At 67.6% G+C, this 25,653-nt stretch carries 28 protein-coding genes; 20 read left to right on the top strand and 8 right to left on the bottom strand.

Annotated elements, in window-relative coordinates:
- Positions 1-2: 2 nt before the first annotated feature.
- Positions 3-1,091: an alkene reductase gene (locus FVF75_RS03405; protein ID WP_148376328.1), complete on the bottom strand. Its 1,089-nt coding sequence runs from the start codon at positions 1,089-1,091 to the stop codon at positions 3-5.
- The gene (locus FVF75_RS03400) at positions 1,088-1,558 is read right to left on the bottom strand and encodes a nuclear transport factor 2 family protein (protein ID WP_148376327.1); all 471 of its coding nucleotides are present in this window, start codon (positions 1,556-1,558) and stop codon (positions 1,088-1,090) included. Before FVF75_RS03400 ends, FVF75_RS03405 begins: the two co-directional genes overlap by 4 nt.
- A gap of 153 nt (positions 1,559-1,711) precedes the next feature.
- Between FVF75_RS03400 and FVF75_RS03395 the strand changes: the two genes are divergently transcribed.
- Positions 1,712-2,785 carry an NAD(P)H-dependent flavin oxidoreductase gene (locus FVF75_RS03395; RefSeq protein ID WP_148376326.1) on the top strand — a complete coding sequence of 358 codons (1,074 nt, stop codon included), beginning with the start codon at positions 1,712-1,714 and terminating at the stop codon, positions 2,783-2,785.
- Between the two features lie 210 nt (positions 2,786-2,995).
- On the opposite strand, the gene FVF75_RS03390 is transcribed toward FVF75_RS03395, so the two are convergent.
- Complete coding sequence (locus tag FVF75_RS03390; protein ID WP_148376325.1) at positions 2,996-3,784, bottom strand: SDR family oxidoreductase; 789 nt, start codon at positions 3,782-3,784, stop codon at positions 2,996-2,998.
- A gap of 217 nt (positions 3,785-4,001) precedes the next feature.
- Here FVF75_RS03390 and FVF75_RS03385 point away from each other — a divergent pair, with 217 nt between their 5' ends.
- The 7 genes from FVF75_RS03385 (at position 4,002) to FVF75_RS03355 (ending at position 9,533) form a co-directional block, all read left to right on the top strand.
- Positions 4,002-4,880, top strand: coding sequence for a CoA transferase subunit A (locus tag FVF75_RS03385; protein WP_148376324.1), 879 nt, complete (start codon positions 4,002-4,004; stop codon positions 4,878-4,880).
- A gap of 11 nt (positions 4,881-4,891) precedes the next feature.
- A complete protein-coding gene (locus FVF75_RS03380; protein WP_148376323.1) occupies positions 4,892-5,695 on the top strand; it encodes a CoA-transferase subunit beta in 804 nt (267 codons plus the stop codon).
- 2 nt (positions 5,696-5,697) lie between these two features.
- Positions 5,698-6,471: an SDR family NAD(P)-dependent oxidoreductase gene (locus FVF75_RS03375; protein WP_148376322.1), complete on the top strand. Its 774-nt coding sequence runs from the start codon at positions 5,698-5,700 to the stop codon at positions 6,469-6,471.
- Positions 6,472-6,560: 89 nt separating this feature from the next.
- On the top strand, positions 6,561-7,763 hold the full coding sequence (locus tag FVF75_RS03370) for an acetyl-CoA C-acyltransferase (protein WP_148376321.1): 1,203 nt from the start codon (positions 6,561-6,563) through the stop codon (positions 7,761-7,763).
- A 115-nt stretch (positions 7,764-7,878) separates the two neighbouring features.
- Complete coding sequence (locus FVF75_RS03365; RefSeq protein WP_148376320.1) at positions 7,879-8,310, top strand: DUF5602 domain-containing protein; 432 nt, start codon at positions 7,879-7,881, stop codon at positions 8,308-8,310.
- 1 nt (position 8,311) lies between these two features.
- A complete protein-coding gene (locus FVF75_RS03360; RefSeq protein WP_187392956.1) occupies positions 8,312-8,827 on the top strand; it encodes a plastocyanin/azurin family copper-binding protein in 516 nt (171 codons plus the stop codon).
- Between the two features lies 1 nt (position 8,828).
- Positions 8,829-9,533 carry an RNA polymerase sigma factor gene (locus FVF75_RS03355; RefSeq protein ID WP_148376319.1) on the top strand — a complete coding sequence of 235 codons (705 nt, stop codon included), beginning with the start codon at positions 8,829-8,831 and terminating at the stop codon, positions 9,531-9,533.
- Here the strand turns inward: FVF75_RS03355 and FVF75_RS03350 are convergent.
- The 5 genes from FVF75_RS03350 to FVF75_RS03330 are packed head-to-tail and all read right to left on the bottom strand — an operon-like array spanning position 9,524 to position 13,614.
- A complete protein-coding gene (locus FVF75_RS03350) occupies positions 9,524-9,982 on the bottom strand; it encodes a MaoC family dehydratase (protein WP_148376318.1) in 459 nt (152 codons plus the stop codon). The two genes, FVF75_RS03355 and FVF75_RS03350, sit on opposite strands and share 10 nt — an antisense overlap.
- Positions 9,982-10,758, bottom strand: a complete 777-nt coding sequence (locus tag FVF75_RS03345; RefSeq protein ID WP_148376317.1) for an enoyl-CoA hydratase family protein — start codon at positions 10,756-10,758, stop codon at positions 9,982-9,984. The genes FVF75_RS03350 and FVF75_RS03345 overlap by 1 nt, the downstream gene beginning before the upstream one ends.
- Entirely contained in the window at positions 10,755-11,318 is a 564-nt protein-coding gene (locus tag FVF75_RS03340; protein ID WP_148376316.1) for a nuclear transport factor 2 family protein, read from the bottom strand. Before FVF75_RS03340 ends, FVF75_RS03345 begins: the two co-directional genes overlap by 4 nt.
- The gene (locus FVF75_RS03335; protein ID WP_148376315.1) at positions 11,315-12,493 is read right to left on the bottom strand and encodes an acyl-CoA dehydrogenase family protein; all 1,179 of its coding nucleotides are present in this window, start codon (positions 12,491-12,493) and stop codon (positions 11,315-11,317) included. Before FVF75_RS03335 ends, FVF75_RS03340 begins: the two co-directional genes overlap by 4 nt.
- Positions 12,490-13,614 (bottom strand): acyl-CoA dehydrogenase family protein, encoded by a 1,125-nt coding sequence (locus tag FVF75_RS03330; protein ID WP_148376314.1) that lies wholly within the window; start codon positions 13,612-13,614, stop codon positions 12,490-12,492. Before FVF75_RS03330 ends, FVF75_RS03335 begins: the two co-directional genes overlap by 4 nt.
- Positions 13,615-13,885: 271 nt before the next feature.
- Here FVF75_RS03330 and FVF75_RS03325 point away from each other — a divergent pair, with 271 nt between their 5' ends.
- The 12 genes from FVF75_RS03325 (at position 13,886) to FVF75_RS03270 (ending at position 25,406) form a co-directional block, all read left to right on the top strand.
- On the top strand, positions 13,886-14,635 hold the full coding sequence (locus tag FVF75_RS03325) for a TetR/AcrR family transcriptional regulator (protein ID WP_148376313.1): 750 nt from the start codon (positions 13,886-13,888) through the stop codon (positions 14,633-14,635).
- A 49-nt stretch (positions 14,636-14,684) separates the two neighbouring features.
- Complete coding sequence (locus tag FVF75_RS03320; RefSeq protein ID WP_148376312.1) at positions 14,685-15,245, top strand: thioesterase family protein; 561 nt, start codon at positions 14,685-14,687, stop codon at positions 15,243-15,245.
- A 69-nt stretch (positions 15,246-15,314) separates the two neighbouring features.
- Positions 15,315-16,211 (top strand): enoyl-CoA hydratase, encoded by an 897-nt coding sequence (locus FVF75_RS03315; RefSeq protein WP_148376311.1) that lies wholly within the window; start codon positions 15,315-15,317, stop codon positions 16,209-16,211.
- Between the two features lie 34 nt (positions 16,212-16,245).
- Positions 16,246-17,409 (top strand): acyl-CoA dehydrogenase family protein, encoded by a 1,164-nt coding sequence (locus FVF75_RS03310; protein ID WP_148376310.1) that lies wholly within the window; start codon positions 16,246-16,248, stop codon positions 17,407-17,409.
- Between the two features lie 5 nt (positions 17,410-17,414).
- Complete coding sequence (locus tag FVF75_RS03305) at positions 17,415-18,452, top strand: acyl-CoA dehydrogenase family protein (protein WP_148376309.1); 1,038 nt, start codon at positions 17,415-17,417, stop codon at positions 18,450-18,452.
- Between the two features lies 1 nt (position 18,453).
- Positions 18,454-19,602 carry an acetyl-CoA C-acetyltransferase gene (locus tag FVF75_RS03300; protein WP_148376308.1) on the top strand — a complete coding sequence of 383 codons (1,149 nt, stop codon included), beginning with the start codon at positions 18,454-18,456 and terminating at the stop codon, positions 19,600-19,602.
- Between the two features lies 1 nt (position 19,603).
- Complete coding sequence (locus FVF75_RS03295) at positions 19,604-20,197, top strand: gamma carbonic anhydrase family protein (protein WP_148376307.1); 594 nt, start codon at positions 19,604-19,606, stop codon at positions 20,195-20,197.
- Between the two features lie 10 nt (positions 20,198-20,207).
- Positions 20,208-21,113 (top strand): SDR family oxidoreductase, encoded by a 906-nt coding sequence (locus FVF75_RS03290; RefSeq protein ID WP_148376306.1) that lies wholly within the window; start codon positions 20,208-20,210, stop codon positions 21,111-21,113.
- An 8-nt stretch (positions 21,114-21,121) separates the two neighbouring features.
- The gene (locus FVF75_RS03285; protein WP_148376305.1) at positions 21,122-21,928 is read left to right on the top strand and encodes a sugar phosphate isomerase/epimerase family protein; all 807 of its coding nucleotides are present in this window, start codon (positions 21,122-21,124) and stop codon (positions 21,926-21,928) included.
- A 109-nt stretch (positions 21,929-22,037) separates the two neighbouring features.
- On the top strand, positions 22,038-22,916 hold the full coding sequence (locus FVF75_RS03280) for a branched-chain amino acid ABC transporter permease (RefSeq protein ID WP_148376304.1): 879 nt from the start codon (positions 22,038-22,040) through the stop codon (positions 22,914-22,916).
- A gap of 2 nt (positions 22,917-22,918) precedes the next feature.
- A complete protein-coding gene (locus FVF75_RS03275; protein ID WP_246137980.1) occupies positions 22,919-24,715 on the top strand; it encodes a branched-chain amino acid ABC transporter ATP-binding protein/permease in 1,797 nt (598 codons plus the stop codon).
- Entirely contained in the window at positions 24,708-25,406 is a 699-nt protein-coding gene (locus FVF75_RS03270) for an ABC transporter ATP-binding protein (RefSeq protein ID WP_148376303.1), read from the top strand. Before FVF75_RS03275 ends, FVF75_RS03270 begins: the two co-directional genes overlap by 8 nt.
- The last annotated feature ends 247 nt before the right edge of the window (positions 25,407-25,653 follow it).

The following is a 25,653-nucleotide window of genomic DNA, read 5'->3' as shown; positions in this document are numbered from 1 at the left end:
TCTCAGGTCGCCGCCGGATAGTCGCAAAAGCCCACCGGCCCCGGCGTGTAGGTGGTGGCCAGATCGCGCTCGGCCAGAGGAATGCCCTGGCGCAGCCGCTCGACCAGGTCGGGGTTGGCGATGAAGTCGCGCCCGAACGACACCGCCTCGGCCTCACCAGCGGCGAGCGCCGCCGCCGCGGTCTCGCCGGTCAGGTCGTTGTTCAGGATCAGGTTGCCGCGCCAGTGCTTTTTGACATGGGCGAAGTTGTCGATCTTCGGAAAGCTGCGGCGTACGAGGTGCAGATAGGCCAGCCCGAGCGAAGAGGCTTTTTCGAACAATACCCCATAGGTTTCCGCCGGGTTCTCGTCGTGGATATCGTTATATTCGAACCCCGGGCAAACCCGAAGCCCGACGCGATCAAAGCCGATCGCCTCGCCCATCGCCTCCAGCACTTCGATGACAAAGCGCACCCGGTTCTCGACGCTGCCACCATATCGGTCGGTGCGCTGGTTGGTGTTGGACGACAGGAACTGCATCGGCAGATAGCCCGACGAGGCATGCAGTTCGACCCCGTCCATCCCGGCCGCACGCGCGTTCAGCGCCGCCTGCCGGTATTCGCCGACCACCCCGACCACCTCGTCGGTGCTCAGCGCGCGCGGCATTTCCAGATCGACCAGTCCGTCCTGGTCGGTGAATATCTGCGCGTCCCCCCGGATCGCCGAGGGCGCGACCACGTCCGAATTGTCGTCCTTGTTCAGCCGCGAGGCCACCCGCCCGCAATGCATCAGCTGCATCACGATCAGCCCGCCCTTGGCGTGCACCGCGTCGGCCACATCGCGCCAGCCGGCGATCTGCGCCTCGGAATAGATCCCCGGCGTGCGGCAATAGCCCTTGCCGTCGGGCGAGGGTTGCACCCCTTCGGTCACCACCAGCCCGGCCCCCGCGCGCTGGCTGTAGTAGTCGGCATGGATCGGCAGCGGCACGTCGCCCGGCCCGGCGCGCGAGCGGGTCATGGCCGACATCACGATGCTGTTGCGAAGGTCGAGCGCGCCCAGCGTCACCGGCTCAAACAGCGGCGCGAGCCGGGTTTCGGCGGTCTCGACAGTCATTGCGACCCCTCCGGCTTGCGCGCGTTCAGATCGCCAAGGTTGGCCCCGTCCGAGGTGTTGACCCGCAGCCGCGTCAGCCGGCGATAGACGAACTGCCAGCCGTCCGGCCCCTTGCGGTAACGCTCGTGGTAGTGGCCGAACCCGTGCAGCCAGTGCTCGGTGTCGCCTTGCGTCCAGAACAGCATGTCCTCCATCGCCCAGACGCCTTCGGCAGTATCCGGCCCGGTGATGGTCAGTTCCGGCGTATGGGCGTGGTGGACCGAGGCGATGTGCCCCAGCACCTCGGCTAGCCGCGCGGTGTTGGCCTTGGCGCCCACCGCAGGCTCGCCGCCATAGGTGTCGGACACATGGTCCTCGGCATGCATCGCCTCGTAATCGGCCCAGCGTTTTTCATCCATCGCGCGCAGACGCCGCGCCACCAGGTTGCGGATCTCTTCGATTGCCACGAGTCTTTCAATATCGGTCATGTCGGCTCCTGTGTTCGGCCCAGAGATACTGCGCAACCCCCCGCGCGCATCGTCCGTTCAAACGATCCCGCGCCGCCCTAATCGGTTCGGACGATGCTTGCATGCCGACCGCGCCCTATGCCATCCCGAAAGCCCCAACCGGAGATCCCCGTGATGACCAGAACCCTGCACACCGCCCTGTGCGACACGCTCGGCTGCCGTTATCCGGTGGTTCAGACCGCGATGGGCTGGGTCTCGGACGCAGCCCTGACGGCGGCGACCTGCAACGCGGGCGGCATCGGATTTTTCGCCGGGGCGACTGCCGAGCCGGGCGATGTCGAGAACCAGATCCTTGCCATCAAGGACCTGACCGACCGGCCGTTCGGGGTGAATTTCCACATGTTCCAGCCCAACGCCGAAGAGGTGATCGCGGCGGTGATCAAGCACAAGGTGCGCGCGGTCAGCTATGGCCGTGGCCCGGATGCGGCCACAATCGGCCGGCTGAAGGATGCGGGCGTGATCTGCATGCCGACGGTGGGGGCGGTCAAGCACGCGGTCAAGGCGGTGGAACTGGGGGCTGACATCATCACCATTCAAGGCGGCGAGGGCGGCGGGCATACCGGCTCGGTCCCGACCTCGATCCTGCTGCCGCAGACCATCGACGCGGTGGATGTGCCGGTGGTGGCTGCGGGCGGCATGTTCGACGGGCGCGGGCTGGCGGCGGCGCTCGCTTACGGTGCGGCGGGCATCGCGATGGGCACGCGGTTTCTCTTGACCGAGGAAAGCCCGGTGCACCGCAACGCGCTCAACCGCTACCTCGAGACCCGCGACCCCTCGGTGATCAAGATTTCCACCGCCGTCGACGGGCTGTCGCAGCGCTTCATCGAGAATGACGAGCTGCGCCGGATCGAGGGCATGGGCCGCGCGGCGCGGTTCACGATGGCGATGAAACACGCGGTGAAGTGGGGGCGTGAGAACAACCTCGGCCTGACCGGCATGGCGCGGCTTGGCCTCAAGGCGTTCTCGTCCGATCCGAAAAGCTTTGCCCAGGCGGTGCTGGCGCCGAACCTTCTGGAAATGGTGCATCGCGGCATCGGCCAGGGCGACCCCGACCACGGGCTGTTGCCCAGCGGTCAGGCCGCTGCGATGATCGGTGAGCTGGAAAGCGTCGAGGCGCTGATCACCCGCATCATGGACGAGGCGCTGGCGCGGATCGACGCGGTGTCGGGGCTGGTGGTCGAGGGCTGAGGGGGTCTGACGCTACCGCGCGATTGAACCGCCGTTCTCGCCCAACTGCCCATTGCATTCGTTAGAGCGAGTAAATGAGGGCAGCGCCGGCCCGCGGGGTGGCGTGAAGCGCCGCCCCGTGGGGGCGGGTCGGCGCTGCCCGGCGGTGCCCGCCGGGCGAAGAAGTATCTACTTCGAAATCCGCCCTCAAATCTCAGGCGCCAAGCCCCCTCACGGATGCCGGCAACTCACCGACAACGCCTCGCCGGTCATGTAGCTCGAATAGTCCGAGGCCAGGAACACCACGGTATTGCCGATCTCCCACGGCTCCGCCGCCCGCCCGAAGGCCTCGTATTGCTCGATGATCTGTTCCAGGAATTCCGGCGTCGTGACCTTCACGAGGTTCGGGTGCATCGCGATCGAGGGCACAACGGCGTTGATCCGCACGCCCTTTTTCGCCACCTCCATCGCCGCCGCCCGCGTCATCGCCAGCACGCCCGCCTTGGAGGTCGCATAGGCGCTCTGCCCCGGCGAGGCCCGCCAGGCCACGACGCTCGACAGGTTCACCACGTTGCCCGAGCCTTGCGCGATCATCACCGGCAGGGCCGCGCGCATCATGCGGAAGGTGCCGTTGATGTTCACGTCCATGATGGTCTGCCACTGCTCGTCTTCCATGTCGATCAGGTCGACCGTGCCGCCAAGCCCCGCGTTGTTGACCAGCACGTCTAGCCGCCCCATCTCGTCGACCGCGGCTCCGATCAGCGCCTGCACATCGTCCTCGACGGTGACGTTCCCGGCCTTGCGATGAACCCGCCGCCCGATCTCGGCCTCGAGCTTGTCGGCGTATTGCGTCAGGCGCTTTTCGTGCATGTCCGACAGCATCACGGTCGCGCCTTCCTCGGCGCAGCGCTTGGCGGTGGCATAGCCCAGCCCGGTTCCGGCCGAGGCGGTGACCAGCACCGTCTTGCCGTTCAGAAGGCCATGCGAGGCGGGGTAGGGCGGGGGCGGGGTGAAAGCCATGTCGGGTCCTCTCGGGTGATTTCGGCCTCCGGCTAGCACCGCCACCGGCGGGCGGCATCGTCGGAACGGACGAGCCGCCGGGCCAAAGACTTGGCCCCCCATAGTCCATTTGCAGCATGTGCGACAGGCGGAAAGCCGGGACAAACGATGCGACCTGTCGCGCCGGGCCTGTCGCAGGGCGATATGCGCGCGTAACGTATGGGAACAGGATATGCCGATGAACAAGGAAATGACCCTCGAGGGCGCCGTCGCCGAGCTCCGCGACGGCATGACGATCGGAGTCGGGGGCTGGGGCCCGCGTCGCAAACCGATGGCGCTGATCCGCGAGATCCTGCGCTCGCCGCTGAAGGACCTCACGGTCGTTGGTTTCGGCGGCCCGGAAATGGGCATGCTCGCCGCCGCCGGAAAGGCGAAAAAGCTGATCTACGGCTTCGTGTCGCTCGACGTGATCCCGATCGAGCCGCATTTCCGCAAGGCCCGCCAGGAAGGCCGGGTCGAGGTGATGGAGATCGGTGAAGGCATGGTGGTGCTGGGGCTCGAGGCCGCCGGACACAACGTGCCGTTCCTGCCCACGCCGATCGGGCTGGGCACCGACGTGCTGAAGAACAACCCCGAACTGCGCACCATCACGTCGCCCTATGACGACGGCGAGGTGCTGGTGGCGATGCCCGCGCTCAAACTCGACGCGGCCCTGTTGCACGTCAGCCGCTCGGATCGGCTGGGCAACACCCTGTCTTTCGGGCCTGATCCCTATTTCGACGGGATGATGGCGCGTGCGGCCACCAGAACCTATGTCACCACCGAGGAACTGGTCGACAGCATCGCCTCGAAGAACCGCGAAGACCTCAAGGACAACGCGGTTGAACGCTGCTTCATCTCCGGCGTGATCCCGGCCCCGATGGGCGCGCATCCGACCGCCGCGCATTACGGCTATGGCTGGGATCTCGAGCATCTCAAGACCTATGCCGCCTCGGCCGCCGAAGACGGCGGCTGGCAGGCCTATTACGACCGTTTCGTCGCCCCCGGCGAGGCCGCCTATATCGAGGCGGTCGGCGGTGCCGACGCGATCCGTGCCCTTCCCCTTCCCGTGCTGTGATCGGAATGACCATGACCCAGGCAGAGACCTTCACCCTTTCCGAGCTTGTCATCGCCGCTTGCGCCGAGGCGTTCCGTGATGACGGCGAGCTTCTCGTCACCGGCATCGGCCCGATCCCGCGCGTCGCCGCCGGGCTGGCCAAGCTGACCTTCGCACCGGAACTCGCCATGACCGATGGCGAATGCATGCTGGTCGAAGACCCGGTGCCGATCGGCCCGCGCGGCGATCACGAGCCGGAGTTCACCGGCTGGATGCCGTTTCGCCGGGTGTTCGACGTGGTCTGGTCCGGCCGCCGTCACGCCATGGTGACGCCGGTGCAGATGGACCGCTGGGCGCAGGCGAACATCTCGGCGCTCGGCCCGGATTTCACCCGGCCCAAGGTGCAGATGCTGGGCGTGCGCGGCTTTCCGGGCAACTCGATCTCGCACAAGAACTCGATGTTCATCCCCAACCATTCGACCCGCACCTTCGTCGAAGGCGAGGTCGATGTGGTCGCCAGCGCCGGCTACAACCCGAAGAACTGGCCCGAGGGCGCCGACATGAACCGGGTCAAAATCGGGCGCGTGGTCACCAACCTGTGCGTGTTCGATTTCCGTGGCCCCGACCATGCCGCGCAGGTCCTGTCGCTGCATCCGGGGGTCAGCTTCGACGAGGTGCAGGACAACACCGGCTTCGAGCTTTTGAAAGCGCCGGACATGGGTGTGACCGCCGGCCCGACCGAAGACCAGCTTGCGGTGATCCGCCGGCTCGACCCGCATGATGTCCGCTCCAAGGTGCTCAAGGGCAACCCGCCGGGCATCCGGCCCGCCGCCTGACCGTGGCCGCCGATCTGTTCCCCGAGGGCCGCGCGCTTGTCGTCGGTGGCAGCGGCGGCGTCGGGGCCGAGATCTGCCGCGTGCTGGCGCGCGACGGCTGCGACGTGGCGCTGACCTATCACCGCAACGAAGCCCGCGCCGAGGCTGCCGCCGAGGCGGTCCGCGGCGAGGGGCGCGCGGCGTCGCTCCATCGCCTCGATGCGGGCGATGCCGATGCGGTCGGCACGCTGATCGCGGCGCTGACCGGCACCGGGCAACCGCCGCTTCATACGCTCATCTACGCCGCCGGGCCGCTGGTGCCGCAGATCCACCTCAGCCGCACCACGCCCGAGCAGATGCGCGAGCACCTGCTTGCCGACACCGCGGGGTTCTTCAACCTGATCCACCACGCCCTGCCGCATTTGCGCGAAACCCGGGGCGCGGTGGTCACGGTGCTGTCCTCGGCCCAGTTCCGCCATGCCCCCGCCGACGGGCTGTCGATCGTCCCCAAGGCCGGGGTGCTGGCGATCCTGCGCGGTATCGCCAAGGAAGAGGGCCGTTTCGGCATCCGCGCCAACGGCGTGGCGCTGGGCATCATCGAGGCGGGCAGCCACACCGAATTGACCGCTCAGGGCCAGATCGACGCCACCTACATGGAGCGCGCCATCGCCGCGACGCCGCTGCGCACCACCGGCCAGCCCGTCGACGTGGCCGAGGCGGTCGCCTTCCTCGCCTCGCGCCGCGCGCGTTTCGTCACCGGCGAAGTGATCAACGTCGACGGCGGCTATCACCTCTGAGCCACCCCGGGGCGTCTTAGTCTTTTCAGACGATGCCCCTGACCGGGCGCGGCTCTACCCAGAATGGAACAGAAACGAGGAGTGTTCCCTTGCGCCAAGCTGTCATCGTCTCGCTCGCCCGCACCCCCATCGGCAAGGCCTTTCGCGGTGCCTTCAACGATACCGAGGCTCCGGCGCTGTCGGGTCACGCCGCCGCCCATGCCGTCAAGCGCGCGGGGATCGAGCCGGGCGAGGTGGATGACGTGATCATGGGCTGTTCGGCCCAGCAGGGCACGCAAGGCTACAACATCGGCCGGCTGACCGCGATTGCCGCGGGCCTGCCCGAAACCGTGCCGGGCATGACCGTCGACCGGATGTGCGCCTCCGGCCTGATGGCCATCGCCATCGCCAGCCGCCAGATCGTGTTCGACGGGCAGCAGACCGTGGTGGCCGGCGGCGTCGAGTCGATCAGCCTGACCCAGAACAAGCACAAGAACACCTATCGCAACCAGTCCGAGACCGTGCTGGCGCGCAGCCCGCACATGTATATGCCGATGATCGAGACCGCCGAGATCGTCGCCGAGCGCTACGGCATTTCGCGCGAGGCGCAGGACGAGTTCGCGCTCGCCAGCCAGACCCGCACCGCCGAGGCCGACGCCGCCGGGCGTTTCGCCGACGAGATCGTGCCGATGCCCAGCGTCAAGACGGTGAAGAACCGCGAGACCGGCGAGGTTTCCACCGAAGCCGTGACGCTGGAGCGTGACGAGGGCTTTCGCGCCGGCACCACGCTGGAGGGGCTCGCCGGGCTGAAGCCGGTCTTTGCGGATGGCACCGTGGTCAAGACCGGGCAATACATTACCGCCGGCAACTCGTCGCAACTGTCCGATGGCGCCGCAGCACTGGTGGTGATGGAGGCGGGCCGCGCCGCCGAGCTTGGCCTCACGCCCCTTGGCGCCTTCAAGGGCATGGCGGTGGCCGGCTGCGCGCCCGAGGAAATGGGCATCGGCCCGGTCTTCGCGGTGCCGAAACTGCTCAAGGCGCATGGGCTCACGGTCGACGACATCGACCTGTGGGAACTCAACGAGGCTTTCGCCAGCCAGGCCGTCTACTGCCGCGACCGTCTTGGCATCGATCCTGACAAGCTCAACGTCGACGGCGGCGCCATCGCGGTGGGCCACCCCTTCGGTATGACCGGCGCGCGCCTCTCGGGCCACATCCTGGTCGAGGGCCGCAGGCGCGGTGCCAAGCTGGGCGTTGTGACCATGTGCATCGGCGGCGGCATGGGGGCTGCGGGCCTGTTCGAGATTTTCTGAGGCGCAGCCCTTCACGCTTTCGCGACCGACCGGGAACCTTTCCGCTCTCATCGCATCCAATTCGCCAGACACGCCGGGTATCGGCGTGCCTCTGAATGCGAAAAAGGAGCATGAGATGACCCGTTTGTTTGCCACCGCCGCCGCGACCGCCTTGGCCGCCGCCGCGCTTGTCGCCGGTCCCGCGCTTGCCCAGGATGCGGCGGTCGAGACCAGCCCGCCCGACGCGCCCTATCAGAAGGTCTCGGACCTGGTGCCGCTGCCCGACTTCCTGCCGGGTATCGGAGAGTTGTTCGTCGACCCGGCCACGCTGCCCGCCGGGCCGTTCATGGCCTATGACCGCGACGGGCAACTGGTCAGCACGATCTACATGATCCCGATTTCCGCGATGAATGCCGACACCGGCTTTGACAACCTCGCAGCCCCGGGCGGCAATGTCGATCACGTCGACATCTACTTCAACGCGGGCCATCCGGGGGTGGCAGAGCCGCATGAACACATCGTGCTCTGGCATGTGCCGGTGGCCGACGAAACACGCGTGGCCGAGTGACATGCGCCGGCGTGATTTCCTGCGGGCGGGCGGCATCGCCGCCGCCCTCCCGCTCATCCCCCGCACCGCCCTTGCCAATTCGGTGGTCGAAATCGCCATGGCGGGCCGCCCCGATGGCTCGCGCGTCTGGTTCGACCCCTTCGGCGTGTTGATCCGCCCCGGCCAGACCCTGCGCTGGACCAACTTGGACAAGGCCAATTCGCACACCGCCACCGCCTATGCGCCCGAGAACGACGACCACCCCCGGCGCATTCCCGAGGGGGCCGCGGCCTTCGACAGCGGCTATCTTCTGCCGGGCGACAGCTTCGAGGTGACGTTCGCGCTGCCCGGGGTCTATGATTACTACTGCATCCCGCACGAACGGGCGGGGATGGTCGGGCGCATCGTGGTGGCCGAGGCGGGGCAGGGCGCCCCGGCGGACTATCCCGGTGGCGACCTCGACCCCGAGGTGCTGGCGGGCTTTGCGCCCGTTGCCGACATCCTCGCCCAAGGCGCGCTCTACCATGAGGAGCCATGACATGACCCCGGCACCGAAACCGGCACGTATCCCCGCCATCGACCGCTCCGAGGCCGAGCTTGTCCTCCTGGCCCGCCAAAACGACGAGGCCGCGATCCGCGAGCTTGTGCGGCGCTGCAATCGCCAACTGTTCCGGGTCGCGCGCGGCATCCTGCATGATGACAGCGAGGCCGAGGACGTGGTGCAGGCGGCCTACGTCGCCGCCTTCACCAGGCTCGACAGCTTTCAGGGCAAGGCGGCGTTTTCCACCTGGATCACCCGCATCGCCATGAACGAGGCCTATGGGCGCCTGCGCCGTCGCGCCCGGGTGGTCGATCTGGACGAATACCGCAACGAGGCCGCCGAGGCCCTGGAACACGGCTCAGCGAACACCATGACACCACCGCCCACCACGCCCGAAGCCGACCTTGGCCGCGCCGAGGTCCGCGCCTTTCTGGAACACGCCATCGACGCGCTTCCCGAGCCGTTCCGGCTGACCTATGTGCTGCGCGACGTGCAGGAAATGTCGACGCGCGAGGTGGCCGACCTGCTGGGCGTGAACCCGATCACCGTCAAGACGCGGCTATTGCGCGCCCGCAGGCGGCTGCGCGACGAGGTGCGCCAGAACCTCGCCTCCGAGTTCTCGGGCGTGTTTCCCTTCGACGGGGCGCGCTGTGCCCATATGGCCGACCGGGTGATCGCCGCCCTGCGCGCCGCTCAGAAGTAATAGCGCGACAGGATATCCGCGACGCAGGCGGGCCGTTCGGACCCTTCCAGCTCTACCGTCACCCGCGTGGTCAGTTGCACGCCGCCGTCGCTGGTCGGCTTGGCCTCGGCCAGTTGACCCGCGAACCGGATGCGCGACCCCACCGGCACGGCGGCGGGAAAGCGCAGCCGGTCGGCGCCGTAGTTCAGCCCCATCGTCGCGCCCTCGGCGCGGATCAGGTCGGGCAGGAACATGTTGATCAGCGAGAACGTGAGGTAACCATGCGCCACGGTGCGCCCGAACGGGCCGTCCTTGGCGCGCTCCGGGTCGACGTGAATCCACTGGTGATCGCCGGTCGCATCGGCAAAGGCGTCGATCCGCGCCTGGTCGATTTCCAGCCACTCGGACGCGCCCAGATCGCTGCCAACCGCCGCGACCACCTCATCCACCGAGGAAAATACCAGCCCCATTACTTGCCCTTTCCATCCTTGCCGCTGAAATCCGCATCGCGCTTGGCAACAAAGGCATCGCGGGTTTCCTGGCTTTCCGCCGTCAGGTAGGCCTGCGCGGTAAAGCCCTGTTCCCAGCGGTATTTCGCCTCCAGATCGCCATCCTCGACGCCGTTGAGCGATTCCTTGGCCAGCTTGATCATCGTCGTGCTCTTGGCCGCGATCTTGGCCGCCAGCGCCATCGCCGCGTCGCGCAAACCCTCACGCGGCACGATCTCCTGAATGGCGCCCAGCCGATACGCTTCGGCGGCGTCGATCGGCTCGCCGGTGAAATACATCCAGCGCACTTTCTGCACCGGGAACATCCGTTGCAGATGCGCGCCCGCGCCAAGTGCGCCCCGGTCCACCTCGGGCACCCCGAAGGTCACGTCGGGCGCGGCAAGTATGATATCGGCCGAGCCGCAGATGCCGATGCCGCCGCCCAGCACATAGCCATGCGGTGCCGCGATCACCGGCTTGAGGCCGCGATGCACGGCGCGAAACGTCTCCCAGTTGCCGGCGTTGACATCGGTGATGCGGCCCGGGTATTTCTGCAATTCCTTGATGTCGACCCCGGCGCAAAAGCCGCGTCCCTCGGCCCGGATCACCAGCACCCGCACCGCGTCGTCGGCCTGCAGCCGGTCGATCTCTTCGGCCAGCCCGAACCAGCCCCTGCTGTCCAGCGCGTTGACCGGCGGGCTTTCGATCACCAGTTCGCCGATCCCGTCCTCGACGCGGCTCCAGAATTGTTGGCTCATGCCTTGCTCTCCTTGATGTCAGTGGCCTCGAACCGCCCGAAAGCGGCGAGAATGCGATAGGACGGGTCATCCGCCCCGGCGCGGCCCAGCGGGCTTTGCGCTGCCGGGTCGCCATAGGCTTCGCGGTCCACCGGGGTGCGCCGCGCCCAGTCCAGCGTGACCGTGCGCGACAGAAACCGCCAGCGCCCGCCGCGGCGGATGTAGTGGTCGTGGCTGCGGCTGCCTGTCACGATCTCCTCGGCTTCGGGGCCGGGGGTGCGGTGGTAGTTGATCTTGTGCACCTCGCCCTCGGCATGGTCGCCGTCGATGGCGAAACTGGTCTGGGTGACATAGTGCACCGTCGCCTCATAGGCCGCCGTCGCCCTGCGCAGAAACTCGATATAAGCATCCGGCCCGCCGTCGAAGGCGGTGCCGTGACACTCATGCGCCTCGTCGTCATAGAGCGAGCGCATCAGCGCGAAATCGCGCCGGTCCACCGCGCGCGAATAGGCGGTGACCAGCGCACGCAGCGCCGCTTCGCTGGCCAATGTGGCCGCATCCGGCTCGGCAATTCCGCTCATGTCAGCGTTCCGCGCGGCTCTCGCGGCATCCCCAGCCCGACCTCGGCGAGGATGTTGAGCTGGATTTCGTTGGTGCCGCCGTAGATCGTGTCGGCGGGGGTGAACAGGAACATCTGCTCCAGCCGTTCGCGGCGCGGATCGCCCTCGATGGGTGCCCCGTCCAGCCCGATCACGTCCATTGCCAGCGCGCCCAGATCGCGGTGCCACGTCGCCCACTGGTATTTGTAGGCCAGACGCTCGCGCATGAGTTCCGCCTCGGCGTCGGGGTCTTCGGACAGCACCCGAAGCGCAAGCGAGCGCATGGCGCGCAGCCCGGCCCAGGCATAGGCAATACGTTGGCGTATGGCGGCGCGTTCGGCAGCGCCGTTCTCGCGCGCGATCTCGATGATCAGGTCCAGTTCCTGCGCGAACGACATCTGCTGGCCCAGCGTCGAAATTCCCCGCTCATACCCGAGCAGCGCCATCGCGATCTTCCAGCCGTCGCCGACCTCGCCCAGTACGTCGCGCGCCTCGGCCCGGGCCCCGTCGAAGAACACCGAGTTGAACTCGGCCCCGCCGCCGATCTGGCGGATCGGCTGGATCTCTATGCCGGGTTGATCGAGCTTCATCATCAGGAAAATCAAGCCCTTGCGCCCGACCGAGTCCGGTTCTGCCCGTGCCAGCACGAAGATCCAGTCCGACACATGCGCCATCGAGGTCCAGATCTTCTGCCCCGTCACCAGCCAGTCGCCGGTGGCCTCGTCCCGCCGCGCGCGGGTGCGGATATTGCCAAGGTCGGACCCGGCGGACGGCTCGGAATAGCCCTGCGCCCAGAACGCCTCACCGGCCCGGATCGGCGGCAGAAAGCGCGCCTTCTGGTCGTCCGTGCCGTAGTCGAGGATGGTCGGCCCGATCAGCCCCTCGCCGATATGGCCCATCCGTCCCGGCCCGCCGGCGCGGGAATATTCCTCCTGAAACACCACCTGTTCGGCCACCGACAGCGCGCGTCCGCCGTGTTCCTCGGGCCAGCCCAGGCAGGTCCAGCGCCCGGCGGCCAATTCGCGCTCCCATTCCTTGCGCAACTCGGGCATCACGTCGCCTTCGCCCGCGCCCGCACGCATCCACAAGGGCGCAAACCGCCCGGTCAGGTGCTTGGCCATCCAGTCGCGGACTTCCTTGCGCAAAGCGTCGCTCATGCCGCGTCCCCCTGATCCAGAAGCGCCGCCGCGATCCGTTCCAGATGGGCATCGCGCGGGCCGAGCAGCGCCGCCGTCGCCTGGGCGCGCTTGAAATAGAAATGCGGGTCGTATTCCCAGGTGATCGCCACGCCGCCATGCATCTGGATCGCCTCGCGCGCCGCCTTGCGCGCCAGGTCACCGGCCAGGACTCTGAGCCCGGCGATGTCCTCGGCACTGGCTGTGTCGAACTCTGCCGCGATCCCCAGCGCCAGCGCGCGCGCCTCGGCCATGTCGACCTCGAGCGCCGCGCAGCGGTGTTTGATCGCCTGAAAGGATGCGATGGTGCGCCCGAACTGCACCCGCTCGGCGATATAGTCCAGCGTCAGGTCCATCACCGCCCGTGCTGCCCCGATCTGCTCCGCCGCCAGCCCCAGATGCGCCATATCGAGCGCCCGGGTCATCTGATCCGCCGTCAGCCCGTCCGCATCCAGCCGCGCCGAGCCGGGCAGGGCGACCCCGTCCAGCGTCAGCCGCGCCACCGGGCGGGTGGCGTCGAGCGTTTCCAGCGGCGCGATCTCCTGTCCCATGTCGCGCTCCAGCGCGAACAGGGCGGTGCCGCCGTCGATCACCGCAGGCACCAGGATCACGTCCGCCGCCTCGGCGTCGATCACCCGGGCCGCGATGCCGTCGAGTACCCAGCCCTCGCCCTCGGCCCGCGCCGTGATCGTCGCCGCGCCGCCATCCGCCGCGCCGGGATCGCCCAGCGCCACCGCCAACGCCGCCTCGCCCGCGACGATCCGCTCCAGCAGCCGCGCCCGTGCCTTGCCCGCGCCCAGCGCCAGCAAAAGCGGCGTGGCAAGGCACAGCGTCGACCACAGCGGCACCGGCGCCAGCCGCGCGCCGGACAATTCCATCAGCACCAGCACCTCGGTCGCGCCCATGCCAAGCCCGCCCTCGTCCTCGGGCACGGCAATGGCGCACCAGCCCAGTTCCGCGGCGATCGCCTGCCACAGATCCCTGTCCCAACGCGTGCCCGCCTCGATCAGCGCGCGCAGCTTTTCGGATGAGGCGCGTTCGGCCAGGAAACGCGCGCCTTCGTCGCGGATCATCCGCTGGTCCGGGGTCAGGGTCAGGTGCATGGGCAGGTCCGCCTGTGATGTTCCTCGTGCTTCGCCGGGCAGTCTAGCCGCTCCGCGCGCCGCCGTCTTTGCGCCCGGTCTTCGCACCGGTGGCCTGCCGCCTGCATCGTCCGAACGGGGGATGCCCGGGGGCGTTGCCGGGCGTCAAACTGGCCCTGATACCGGCATTTTCGATGGCCGAGGTCGCTATTGCGGCCAAACGGCCCGGTTTGGTAATAGATTTGCAGGCGGCGGCGCTGGCCGCCGGAATTCTCGGGAGGATGGCCCCAGCATGGATGCGAAATCAAGCGACGGCCCCGCCGGGGCCACGGCCCAATCCGCATCGCGCCCCGCGTCGGCCAAGAACGGATCGAACCCGCGCAAGGAGCTTGTGCGCGAGCAACTGATCGGCATCGCCGCCGAACTGTTCGAAAGCAAGGGTTTCGACCAGACCAGCATGAACGACATCGCCCAGGCGCTGGGGCTGGGGCGCTCGGCGGTCTATCACTATTTCCGCAACAAAGAGGAAATCATCGCCAGCCTGGTCGAGAGCGAAAGCCGCACCCCCTCGCACGAGCTTGAGGCGATCCGCGCCGCGCCCGACCTTTCGGCCACCGAGAAACTGCGCCGCGCCATCGTCTCGGGCATCACGCGCCGGCTGTCCGAAGGCTCGCGCTTCAACCTGCTGTCGCGGCTCGAACCGCAGATCCCCGATGAGCTTCGCCCGCTCTACGACAAGGGCCGGCGCCACATCCTCGACCTCTACGTGCAACTGATCGAAGAGGGCATCGCCTCGGGCGAGTTTCGTGACGTGAACCCCAAGATCGCGGCCTTTGCGGTGATCGGCATGGCGAACTGGACCTCGCGCTGGTATTCGCCGCGCGGCCGCATGACCCCCGAGGAAATCGGCGTCACCATCGCCGATTTCGCCATCCAGGCGCTTCTGGGCAAGACCTCGCCCGGTGTCGACGAACGCGCGGTGCGCGACGTGGCCGACGGGCTGCGCGACCAGTTGGCCGCCCTCGACCGGCTGCTGGGCTAGTCCGTTCGCGGGATGCGTTCGGGTGCGCGGACCGGCAGGAACGGTGCGCGTGAGCAGGATCAACCCGGGAAAGACAGACGACATGCGGCAGGATCACGACAACGCCCGCTCGCCGATCCCCGGCATCCCGGCGGACGGCCCCTATGTCGGGGTCGAGGGCCATGTCGGCCCCGACGTGATCGACGTGAACGGGCACATGAACGTCCTTGGCTTCGACAAGCTGTTCGACGCTGCCGAAAGCGCGCTGTTTCTCGCCTTCGGCATGGGCGAGCCTTACCTCGAGCGCACCGGGAAAAGCATGTTCCGGCTGGAAAAGCTGATCCGCTACGAGCGTGAGCTGTTCGCCGACGACGCCATCGAGATCCGCAGTTATCTCATCGCCACCGACATGAAGCGCATCCACCATGTCCACGAGCTCTGGTCGCGCGAGACCGGCCAGCGCAGCGCCATCTTCGACGCGCTGTCGATCCATGTCGACCTCACCGCCCGCCGCTCGACCCCCATCACCGATGCTGCCGCCCGCCAGAGCATCGCCGCCTGCGCGGCGCTGCACGCGGCCCTGCCACGGCCCGAGGGCGCGCTTGACCGGGGCCTTGGGACCAAGCGTTAGTCTCTTTGGACGATTGTTCGGCCCGCGCCGGGCACTAGGTTCCCGAGCAACACGAAAGGCAGATGCAAGATGGACGAACTTGTCGAACGGCCTGAGCCGCAGATCACCTACGAGACCGATGAGCCGGTGCTTTATCGCACCGAGGGCGCGATTGCCTGGATCACGATGAACCGGCCCAAGTTCAACAACGCCCAGAACTCGCAGATGACCTATGCGCTGGACGATGCCTTTCGCCGCGCGGTCGATGACGACGCGGTCAAGGTCATCGTGCTGGCGGGCGAGGGCAAGCATTTCTCGGCCGGTCACGACATCGGCACGCCGGGGCGCGACGTGGACAAGAGCTTTGAGCGTCGCCTGCTCTGGCCCGACCACACCAACAAGCCCGGCGCCGAGTTTCTCTATACCCGCGAACACGAGGTCTATCTGGGCATGTGCCGGCGCTGGCGCGAAGCGCCCAAGCCGACCATCGCGCTGGTGCAGGGGGCATGTGTCGCCGGCGGGCTGATGCTGGCCTGGGTCTGCGATCTGATCGTCGCCACGGATGATGCCTTCTTTCAGGACCCGGTTATCCGCATGGGCATTCCCGGCGTCGAATACTTCGCCCACGCCTTCGAATTGCCGCCGCGCATCGCCAAGGAATTCCTCTTGCTGGGCGAACGGATGCCCGCCGCCCGCGCCGAGCAGTTCGGCATGGTCAACCGCATCGTGAGCCGCGACGAACTTGAGGCCACCGGCCGCGAGATGGCCGAAAAGATGGCCGCCTTCCCGCGCCTCGGCCTGTCGCTGACCAAGCAGGCGGTCAACCACGTCGAGGATCTGCGCGGCAAGCGCACGGCGATGGACGCGGTCTATCACATGCACCATTTCGCCCATGCCCAGAACGACCTGACCTCCGGCGACCGGCTGGGCGGGCAGGACGCGAAAAGCATGGTCGCGGCCAACAAGAAGCAGGCGGACGAGGGCTGAGCCTTCGCCCCGCCCCAACACCGGAACCGACCTCGTGAAGCTCGACTATACCGACGAACAGAACGCCTTTCGCATGGATGTGCGCGACTGGATGCAGGCCAACGTGCCCGCCGCGCCGCTGGTCTCGTTCGACCATTCCCGCGAAGGCTTCGAGGCCCACCGCGACTGGGAGCGCACCCTGAACGAGGGCCGCTGGGGCATGGTGACATGGCCCGAAGCCTATGGCGGGCGCGGCCTCGATCTGGTCACATGGCTGATCTTCGAGGAAGAATACTACCGCGCCGAGGCGCCCCTGCGGGTGAACCAGAACGGCATCTTCCTGCTGGGCCCGACCCTGATGGAATACGGCAGCGACGAACAGAAGGCACGGTTTCTGCCCGCCATGGCCTCGGGCGAGGAAATCTGGGCGCAGGCCTGGTCCGAGCCGCAAGCGGGCAGCGATCTGGCCGCCGTGCGCGCCACCGCCCGGCGCGACGGTGACGACTACGTGCTGTCGGGCCACAAGATCTGGTCGTCGCGGGCGGTGTTCGCCGACATGGCCTTCGGGTTGTTCCGCACCGACCCGGACAGCGAACGGCACAAGGGTCTCAGCCTGATCTTCTTTCCGCTCGACGCCCCCGGCGTGAAGGTGCAGCCGATCGCGCAGATCGACGGCGAGACCGGATTTGCCGAGATCTTCCTCGAGGACGTGCGCGTTCCTGCCTTCAATCGCCTTGGCGACGAGGGGCAGGGCTGGTCGATCTGCATGGCCACGGCGGGCTTTGAACGCGGTCTCATGCTGCGCAGCCCGGCGCGGTTTCAGGTCGCCGCGAAAAAGCTGGTGGAGCTTTATCAGGCCAACGAGGCCCGTCTGCCCGCCGCCACCCGCGACGCCGTCCTGCAAGCCTGGATGGAGGCCGAGGCCTATGCGCTGTCGATCTACCGCACCGCCTCGCGTCTGGTGGCGGGCGGTCAGATCGGGTCGGAGGCCAGCATCAACAAGATCTTCTGGTCCGAGATGGACATCGCGATGCACAGGACCGCGCTGGCCATTCTGGGCGCGCGTGCCGAACTGACCCGCGATGCGCCCGAGGCGGCAGGCGTCGGCCGCTGGCTCGACGGGTTCTTCTTCTCGCTGGCCGGGCCGATCTATGCCGGATCGAACGAGATCCAGCGCAACATCATCGCCGAGCGCATGCTTGGCCTGCCGAGGAGGTGAGCGCGATGGATTTCCGGTTCACCGAGGAACAGGACATGATGGCGGATGTGGTGCGCGGGCTTCTGGCCGACCATTGCCAGCCCGCCGACCTGCGCCGCCTGATGGCGTCGAACGAGGCCCGCGACAGCGCCCGCTGGGCGCATATCGTCGAGCTTGGGCTTGGAGGCATCCTGGTGCCCGAGGACAAGGGCGGGCTTGGCCTTGCCCCGGTCGATTTCGTGCAACTGGCCGAGGCCGCGGGCTACGCCGCGCTGCCCGAACCGCTGGTCGAGAACGCAGGCGTCGCCCTGCCGCTTCTGGCCGCGCTGGTCCCCGCCGATCACCCGGTGCTGACCCGTGCGCTTGCGGGCGAGATCACCGTGGCGCTGGCCCATCCCGCCAATCCCATGGTGGCCGATGCCGACAGCGCCGGGGCGATCCTGACGGTCGCTGGCGACACCGTCCACCTCACCACGCCCGAGGCGGCGGGGCTGGTGCATCAGCCCTCATCCGACCCGTTCCGCAGGCTCCATACGCTTGCGAATGTCGCGGGCGAAACGCTCGCCACCGGCGCGCAACCGGCGCTCGACGCTGCCTTCGACCGGGGCGCGCTGTTCGCCGCCGCGCAGATGGTCGGTATCGCCCAGCGTTGCGTCGATCTGGCGGTGGACTACGCCAAGGAGCGCCAGCAGTTCGGCAAGCCCATCGGCTCGTATCAGGCGATCAAGCACCACCTCGCCACCTGCCAGGTCAAGATCGAGTTCGCCCGCCCGGTGCTCTACGCCGCCGCCGCCGATCTGCCCAACGGCGATCTGCACTCCCGCGCCCGCATCTCGCAGGCCAAGCTCGCCGCCACCGAGGCCGCCGATCTGGCCACCCGCACCGCCATTCAGGTGCACGGCGCGATGGGCTATTCATGGGAGGTCGACGTGCATTTCTTCCTCAAGCGTGCCGTGGCGCTCGCCTCGTGGTGGGGCGACGCCGCCCTGCACCGCGACCGGGTGGCGGCGCGCGTGATGACCCAGCCGCTCGGCCCCGAATTCACCTTTGCAAGAGAGAGCTGACATGCCCGAAGCCTATATCGTCGATGCCGTCCGCAGCCCGGTCGGGCGAAAAAAAGGCGGGCTGTCCACCCTGCACACCGCCGACCTCGGCGCGCATTCCATCAAGGCGCTGATCGAGCGCACCGGCGTCGATCCGGCCGCCGTCGATGACGTTGTGATGGGCTGCGTCGACACCATCGGGCCGCAGGCGGGCGACATCGCGCGCACCGCCTGGCTGGTGGCGGGCCTGCCCGACCACGTGCCCGGCGTCACCGTCGACCGGCAATGCGGCTCGTCGCAGCAGGCGGTGCATTTCGCCGCCATGGGCGCGATGAGCGGCACGCAGGATCTGATCGTCGCGGGCGGCTTGCAGAACCTGAACCTGATCCCGATCTCGGCGGCGATGATCGTGGGCCAGCAGTTCGGCTTTCCCGACCCGTTCTCGACCTCGCCGGGCTGGCAGGCGCGTTATGGCGACCAGGAGGTCAACCAGTTCCGCTCGGCCCAGATGATCGCCGACAAGTGGGAGATTTCGCGCGAGGCGATGGAGGAATTCGCGCTGGCCAGCCACCAACGCGCCATCGCCGCCACCGCCGAGGGGCGGTTCGCCAACGAGATCGTGCCGCTTCTGGGCGTCACCGCCGACGAGACCCCGCGCGACACCTCGCTCGAGAAGATGGCGACGCTCGCGCCGCTGCTCGAGGGCGGCACCATCCACGCCGGCGTGGCCAGCCAGAACTCGGACGCCTCGGCGGCGCTGCTGATCGCGTCGGAGGCCGGGCTCAAGACCCACGGGTTGACGCCGCGCGCACGCATCCACCACATGAGCGTGCGCGCCGACGATCCGGTCTGGATGCTGACCGCCCCGATCACCGCCACCCGCCACGCGCTGGCCAAGACCGGGCTGAGCATCGCCGACATCGACCTGTTCGAGTGCAACGAGGCGTTCGCCTCCGTGGTCATGGCCTGGATGAAAGAACTTGACGTGCCGCATGACAAGGTCAACGTGAACGGCGGCGCCATCGCGCTGGGCCATCCGCTGGGCGCCACGGGGGCCCGGATCATGACCACGATGCTCAACGAGCTTGAACGCATCGGCGGGCGCTATGCGCTTCAGACCATGTGCGAGGGCGGCGGGCAGGCCAACGTGACCATCATCGAGCGGCTCTGACATGCCCGCCTATGCCTTCGAGGGGATCGTGCCGGTGGTCGACCCGACCACCTTCCTGCACCCGACCGCCGTGCTGATCGGTGACGTGATCGTCGGTCCGCGCTGCTACATCGGCCCCGGCGCCAGCCTGCGCGGCGATTTCGGGCGGATCGTGGTCGAGGGCGACGCGAGCATTCAGGACAACTGCACGCTGCATTCCGGCGCGGGGTCCGACTGCATCGTCGGGCGCGGCTGCACCGTGGGGCATGGCGCGGTGCTGCACGGCTGCACCCTTGGTGAGAACGTGCTGGTCGGGATCAACGCCGTGGTGCTGGACGAGGCCCATATCGGTGACGAGAGCCTGATCGCCGCGATGGCGATGGTGAAAAACGACATACAGGTGCCGGCGCAAAGCCTTGTCGCGGGCAACCCGGCCCGCGTGATCCGCGCGCTGGACCCCGCGTCGATCATCTGGCGCAACGACGGCGACGGCGAATATCAGCGCCTCGCGGATCGCTCGCTGGCGGCGCTGGTCGAATGCGACCCTCTGAGCGAGGTGGAACCCAACAGACCGCGCAACACGGGCGATGCCCGCGCGGTGCGGCTGAAAACATGAGGTGAGAGAGATGGGAATTTGTGACGGCAGGGTGGTAATCGTGACCGGCGCGGGCCGGGGACTTGGCCGCGCCTATGCGCTGGGGCTGGCCGCCGAAGGGGCCAAGGTCGTGGTCAACGACCTCGGCGTCGGCACCCACGGCGACGAGACAGCCGAACGGCCCGCCGACGAGGTGGTCGCGGAAATCCGCGCCGCCGGTGGCGAGGCCGTGGCGAACTTCGATGACGTGACCGACTGGGAGGCCGGCGGGCGCATCGTCGCCACAGCGCTCGAGGCGTTCGGAGACCTGCACGCCGTGGTCAACAACGCGGGCTTCGTGCGTGACCGGATGTTCGTGTCCTGCACGCCGGAAGAATGGGACGCGGTGATGAACATCCACCTGCGCGGCCATTTCTGCGTCAGCCGCCACGCCGTCGACTATTGGCGCGGCCAGTCCAAGGACGGCAAGGCGGTCGATGCGCGCATCGTCAACACCACCTCGGGTGCGGGGCTGCACGGCTCGATCGGGCAGAGCGCCTATTCCACCGCCAAGGGCGGCATCGCGACCCTGACGCTGGTGCAGGCCCAGGAGCTTGCGCGCTACGGCATCACCGCCAACGCGCTGGCCCCCAACGCCCGCACCCGGATGACCGAAACCGCCTTTGCCGACAAGATGAAGGCGGAAGAGGGCAAGTTCGACGTCTGGTCGCCCGACAACACCGCGCCCTTGGTGGCCTGGCTGGTCAGCGAGGCGTCGAAAGGTGTCACGGGCGAGGTGTTCGAGCTGATGGGCGGCATGATCCGGCTCTGCCTTGGCTGGAGCGACGGGCCCGAGTTCGACAAGGGCGCGCGCTGGGAGCCTGCCGAGATCGGTGCGAAGATCGGCGAGCTTCTCAAGGAGCGCCCCGCCGCCAAGCTGGTCTGGGGCAGCCAGTAGCCCCTGCCATGGCACCCGGCCTCGTCTGTTCGTCGCACACCATCAGCGGCGTGATGCCGGGCGGGCCGGTGGCCGCGCGCCACCCCTTTCGCGCTCGGGTCGAGGCCTGTGCGGCAGCGGGCTATGACGGCATGTGCCTGCATATCCGCGACTATGCCGAGTGCCGCGCGGCGGGCTGGACCGATGCCGATCTGCGGCGGGTGCTGGACGACAACGGCATCACCCATGTCGGGCTGGAATTCCTGACCGGCTGGGACCACGGCACCGCCCCGCTTGAGGACACCGCATGGCGCGCCGCCGAGGCGCTGGGCGCGCGCTATCTGAACGTGGGGGCAGGGGGCGAAACGCCATCCCGCGCCGGGTTTGCCGCCCTCTGCGCGCGCGCCGCCGCCCATGACCTGCCGATCGCGCTGGAAATCGTGCCCTGGACCGGCGTTCCCGACCTGCCCACGGCGCTGGCGCTGATCGACGGCATCGACAGCGCCGGGCTGGTGATCGACTGCTGGCACGTCTTTCGCGGCGGTATCGCGCTCGATGACCTCGCCCGCATCCCGGCGCACCGAATCCTCGGAATCCAGATCAACGACGCCGCCGCCACCCCGGTGGCGCCCTTGCCGAAGGACACGCTCAACCGGCGCCTGCCGGGGCAGGGCGATTTCGACCTCACCGGCTTTCTGCGTGCGCTGGCCGGAACCGGAACCGACGGCCCGATCAGCGTCGAAGTGATCTCGCCCGACCTCGCCGCGATGGACGTGGACGTTGCGGCAACCACGACCGCAAAGGCGGCAAGGGCGGCAATCTCTCGCGCGCGATAGTCCGTTCGGGGGATGAGAAACGCCGCCCGGCACCGCATCAATCCATGATAGCAACAGGCAGGCGCATTGCGTCGAAGGGCGCGTGACGTCCGCAGAAGGAGAACAACCGGTGCTCAGCGAAATCTTGATCATCGTCGTCAGAGGCATCGCGATCGGGTCGATCTTTTCGATCATCGCGATGAGCTTCAACATCGTGCACGGGGCCACCGGCATCCTGAACTTTGCCCAGGGCAACATGCTGGTGCTGGGCGGCTTCATCGCCTACTTCCTGGCCAACGGCGTCGGGCTTGGGCAATGGCTGCTGATGCTGCCCATCGCGGGGATCGCCATCGCGGTCCTGATCGCGTTCCAGGGCTGGATCACCCTGCTGCCGCTTCGAAGCGGCACCGAACAAGACAGTTGGATCATATCGACGGTCTCGGTCTCGGTGATCATCGGGGCGGCGATGCTGCTGACCCAGGGGCCGTTCGCCTATTCGGTGCAGAACATGGTGCCGTCCTTCCGCATCCTCGGGGTGCGCACGCCGGGCGCCTATGCGCTGTCGATCGGGGTGATGCTGTTCTGGTTCTTCGCGCTGCGCATCTTTCTCAAGCACACCTTCCTCGGTCTCGCCATCAGCGCGCTGCGCCAGGACATGGACGCGGCGCGTGCCGCCGGCCTGCCGGTGCGCCGGCTTCAGATCGTCGCCTTCGCGATCTCGGGGCTGATGGTCGGCACCGCCGGGTTTCTGGTGGCGCCGGTGATCTCGGTGTCGTCCGATGCCGGGTTGCGCTACGTGCTCAACGGCTTTGTTGCGGTGGTGGTCGGCGGCATCGGGTCGAACCTCGGCACGATGATCGGCGGGCCGCTGGTCGGCGTGGTCGGGATGCTGGTGGCCTACAAGATCGGCGGCTCGTATCAGGACCTTGCCTCGCTGCTCTTGCTGGTCACCATCCTGATGTTCCGCCCGCAGGGCCTGCTGGGACGCGCCTCGGCGCGGCAGGTGTGACCATGACCACGGACAAGACCATGACCATGACCGACACCGCCGCCGATACGGGCCGCAAGCCGCGTTTTTCCTCGGACCTGCCGCAGGTCTGGATCGGGATGGCGCTGATCGCGATCACCGGCTTCGGCCCCTCGCTGATCGGCAATTCCTACTGGAGCCATACCTTCCAGCTGGTCAACATCTACATCGCGGCCGCGATCTTCCAGAACTTCCTGTTCGTGGACGCGGGCCAGAAATCGTTCGGCCAGGGCGTGCTGCTGGGGCTGGGCGCCTATGTCACGGCGATCTTCTTCGGGCTGCATGAATACACCTTCCTGGCCGCTGCCGGGATCGGCCTGTTTGCTGCCGCGCTGGGCGGGCTTCTGTTCGCGCTGCCGGCGCTTCGGGTGCAGTATTTCCACCTCGGCTTCGTCACCCTGTCGGCGGCGATCGTGTTTCCGCAGCTTCTGATGTCGCTGGACCACTGGACCAACGGCATCAACGGCATCAGCGTGGCGGTGCCTGCGCTGACCCAGGACGGCTTTCTCGGCATCTCGCCCCTGACCTTCATCGTCGCGGTGTTCCCGATGATCGCGCTTTGGCTGCACTACGGCATCCGCCGTTCGCGGCTGGGCCGCCGGATGAGGGTCGCGGCGATCAGCCCCGAGGGCGCGCGCGCGCTCGGCATCAAGCCCGGCTACATGCGCTTCATCGCCTTTCTGATCGCGGCGGTGGGCACCGGCATCTGCGGCATCCTCTACCTGCCCGCCGTGGCCTTCGTCAGCCCGCAGGGCTTCAACGTCGAGCTGTCGTTCATCTTCTTCTTCGCCGTCGTGGTCGGCGGGCGCGGCCAGATTCTCGGCCCGGTCGTGGGCATCTGGATCGTCTACATCCTGCCCAACATCGCGCTGGCGCAATTCGTCGACTACCGCCTGTTGATCTACGGGTTCCTCACGCTGTTCACCGTGATGGCGTTTCCCGACGGCATCGTCGGCACAATCGAGCGCCGCCGCTTTCAGCGTGGCATCTCGGGCCGGGGCGAACAGGCGTTCCGCGTCGACAACTTCCTCGAGGCGATGAAGGGCGAGGACGCCACCGAACCCAGCACCGACGTGGTGGTCGAAGTTCGCGGCGGCACCAAGGCCTTCGGGGCCGTGGTCGCGGTCGACTCGGTCGACCTCAAGGTGCACCGGGGCGAGATCCACGGCCTGATCGGGGCCAACGGTTCGGGCAAGACCAGCCTGCTCAACGTGCTTTCGGGCATGTCGCGGCTGGACGCGGGCGAGGTGCGCATCAAGGGCCGCGACGTTACCCGTTTCCCGGCCGACCGGATCGCCAACCTGGGCGTCGGGCGCACCTTCCAGACGCCGCGCATCTATCCGCAGCTGTCGCTGTGGGACAACCTGCGGGTCGGGCTCGACGCGCGCCGCGAGGCGGTCAGCGACGAGATCGACGACCTGGCCGAGGCGCTTCAGGGCCAGTTCGCCGACGACAGCGCCGATCTTCTGTCGCATGGCCAGCGCCGGCTGGTCGAGGTGATGCGCACCGTGCTCAAGGAAAGCGACATCATCCTGTTCGACGAACCGGCCGCCGGCCTGTCCTCGGGCGAGCGCGAGAACTTCGCGCGGCTGGTGCATTTCCTGTCGCGGCGGATGGGCAAGACCGTGATCCTGGTCGAACACGACCTCGATCTCGTCTGGGGCATCGCGGATGTGATCACCGTGATGGACCAGGGCGCGATCGTCGCCTCGGGCGAGCCTGAAACCGTGTCCAAGGACCCGGCGGTGCAACACATGTTCCTGGGAGAAGCCCGTGCTTGATGTGAAGAACCTCTTTGCCGGCTATGGCATCGTGCCGGTGCTCGAAGACGTGTCCCTGACCGCCGAGGCAGGCAAGATCCTGCTGATCGGTGGCGAGAACGGGGCCGGCAAGTCAACCCTGCTGCGTGCCATTGCCGGCTTCAACAAGCCGACGGCGGGCGAGGTGCTGCTGGACGGCCAGCGCGTGAACGGCATGGCGCCCGAGCAGATCGCCAAGACCGGGATGCGGCTGGTGCTGGACGGGCACCGGGTGTTTCCCGAGCTCAGCGTGTTCGACAACCTGCGCATGGGCGCGGCCGCCCGGCCCGGCGACCGGGCCGGTTTCGACCGCGCGGTCGAGGAGATCTATTCGGTCTTCCCGATCCTCAAGGAAAAGCACCGCGCCTATGCCCGCGACCTGTCGGGCGGACAGCAGCAGATGCTGGCGCTGGGGCAGGCCTTCGTGGCCCAGCCCCGCGTCTTGCTCTGCGACGAGCCGTCGATGGGGCTGGCGCAATCGCTGATGCCGCAGATCCTGTCGTTTCTCAGGCGCTGGGCCGAAGAGGGCACCGCCGTGGTGATCGTCGAGCAGCACCTGTCGGTGACCGCACCCTATGCCGACGACGCGCTGATCATCGAGCGCGGCAAGGTGAAATTCACCTGTCCCGCCGCCGAGCTTGACGACCGCCTCGCCGCGATTTCTGCCGACTGACTCCGCACTCCCTGGAAGGTCGGCCCCGGCCCGCGACGTATCCTGCGTCGCGGGCTCTTTTTTTGTCGAGAAATTGCGCAGTTTCCGTCACCCGTGAAACATTCTGATAATTGAACAATAGTTAAATTTCCGACGATGTTTAGATTATTTGACATCGCGTAGAATTTAAAACACACTGTCGATACGGATGAATCACCGACGACTCACCAGCGGCCGCAAATCGGCCTGATCGGCGGGCGGCGGCGAC

This window comes from Maritimibacter fusiformis (assembly GCF_008086115.1).
Classification (GTDB): Bacteria; Pseudomonadota; Alphaproteobacteria; order Rhodobacterales; family Rhodobacteraceae; genus Muriiphilus; species Muriiphilus fusiformis.
Note: the sequence above shows the minus strand (reverse complement) of the source record. Positions and strands in the feature narration are given on the sequence as shown.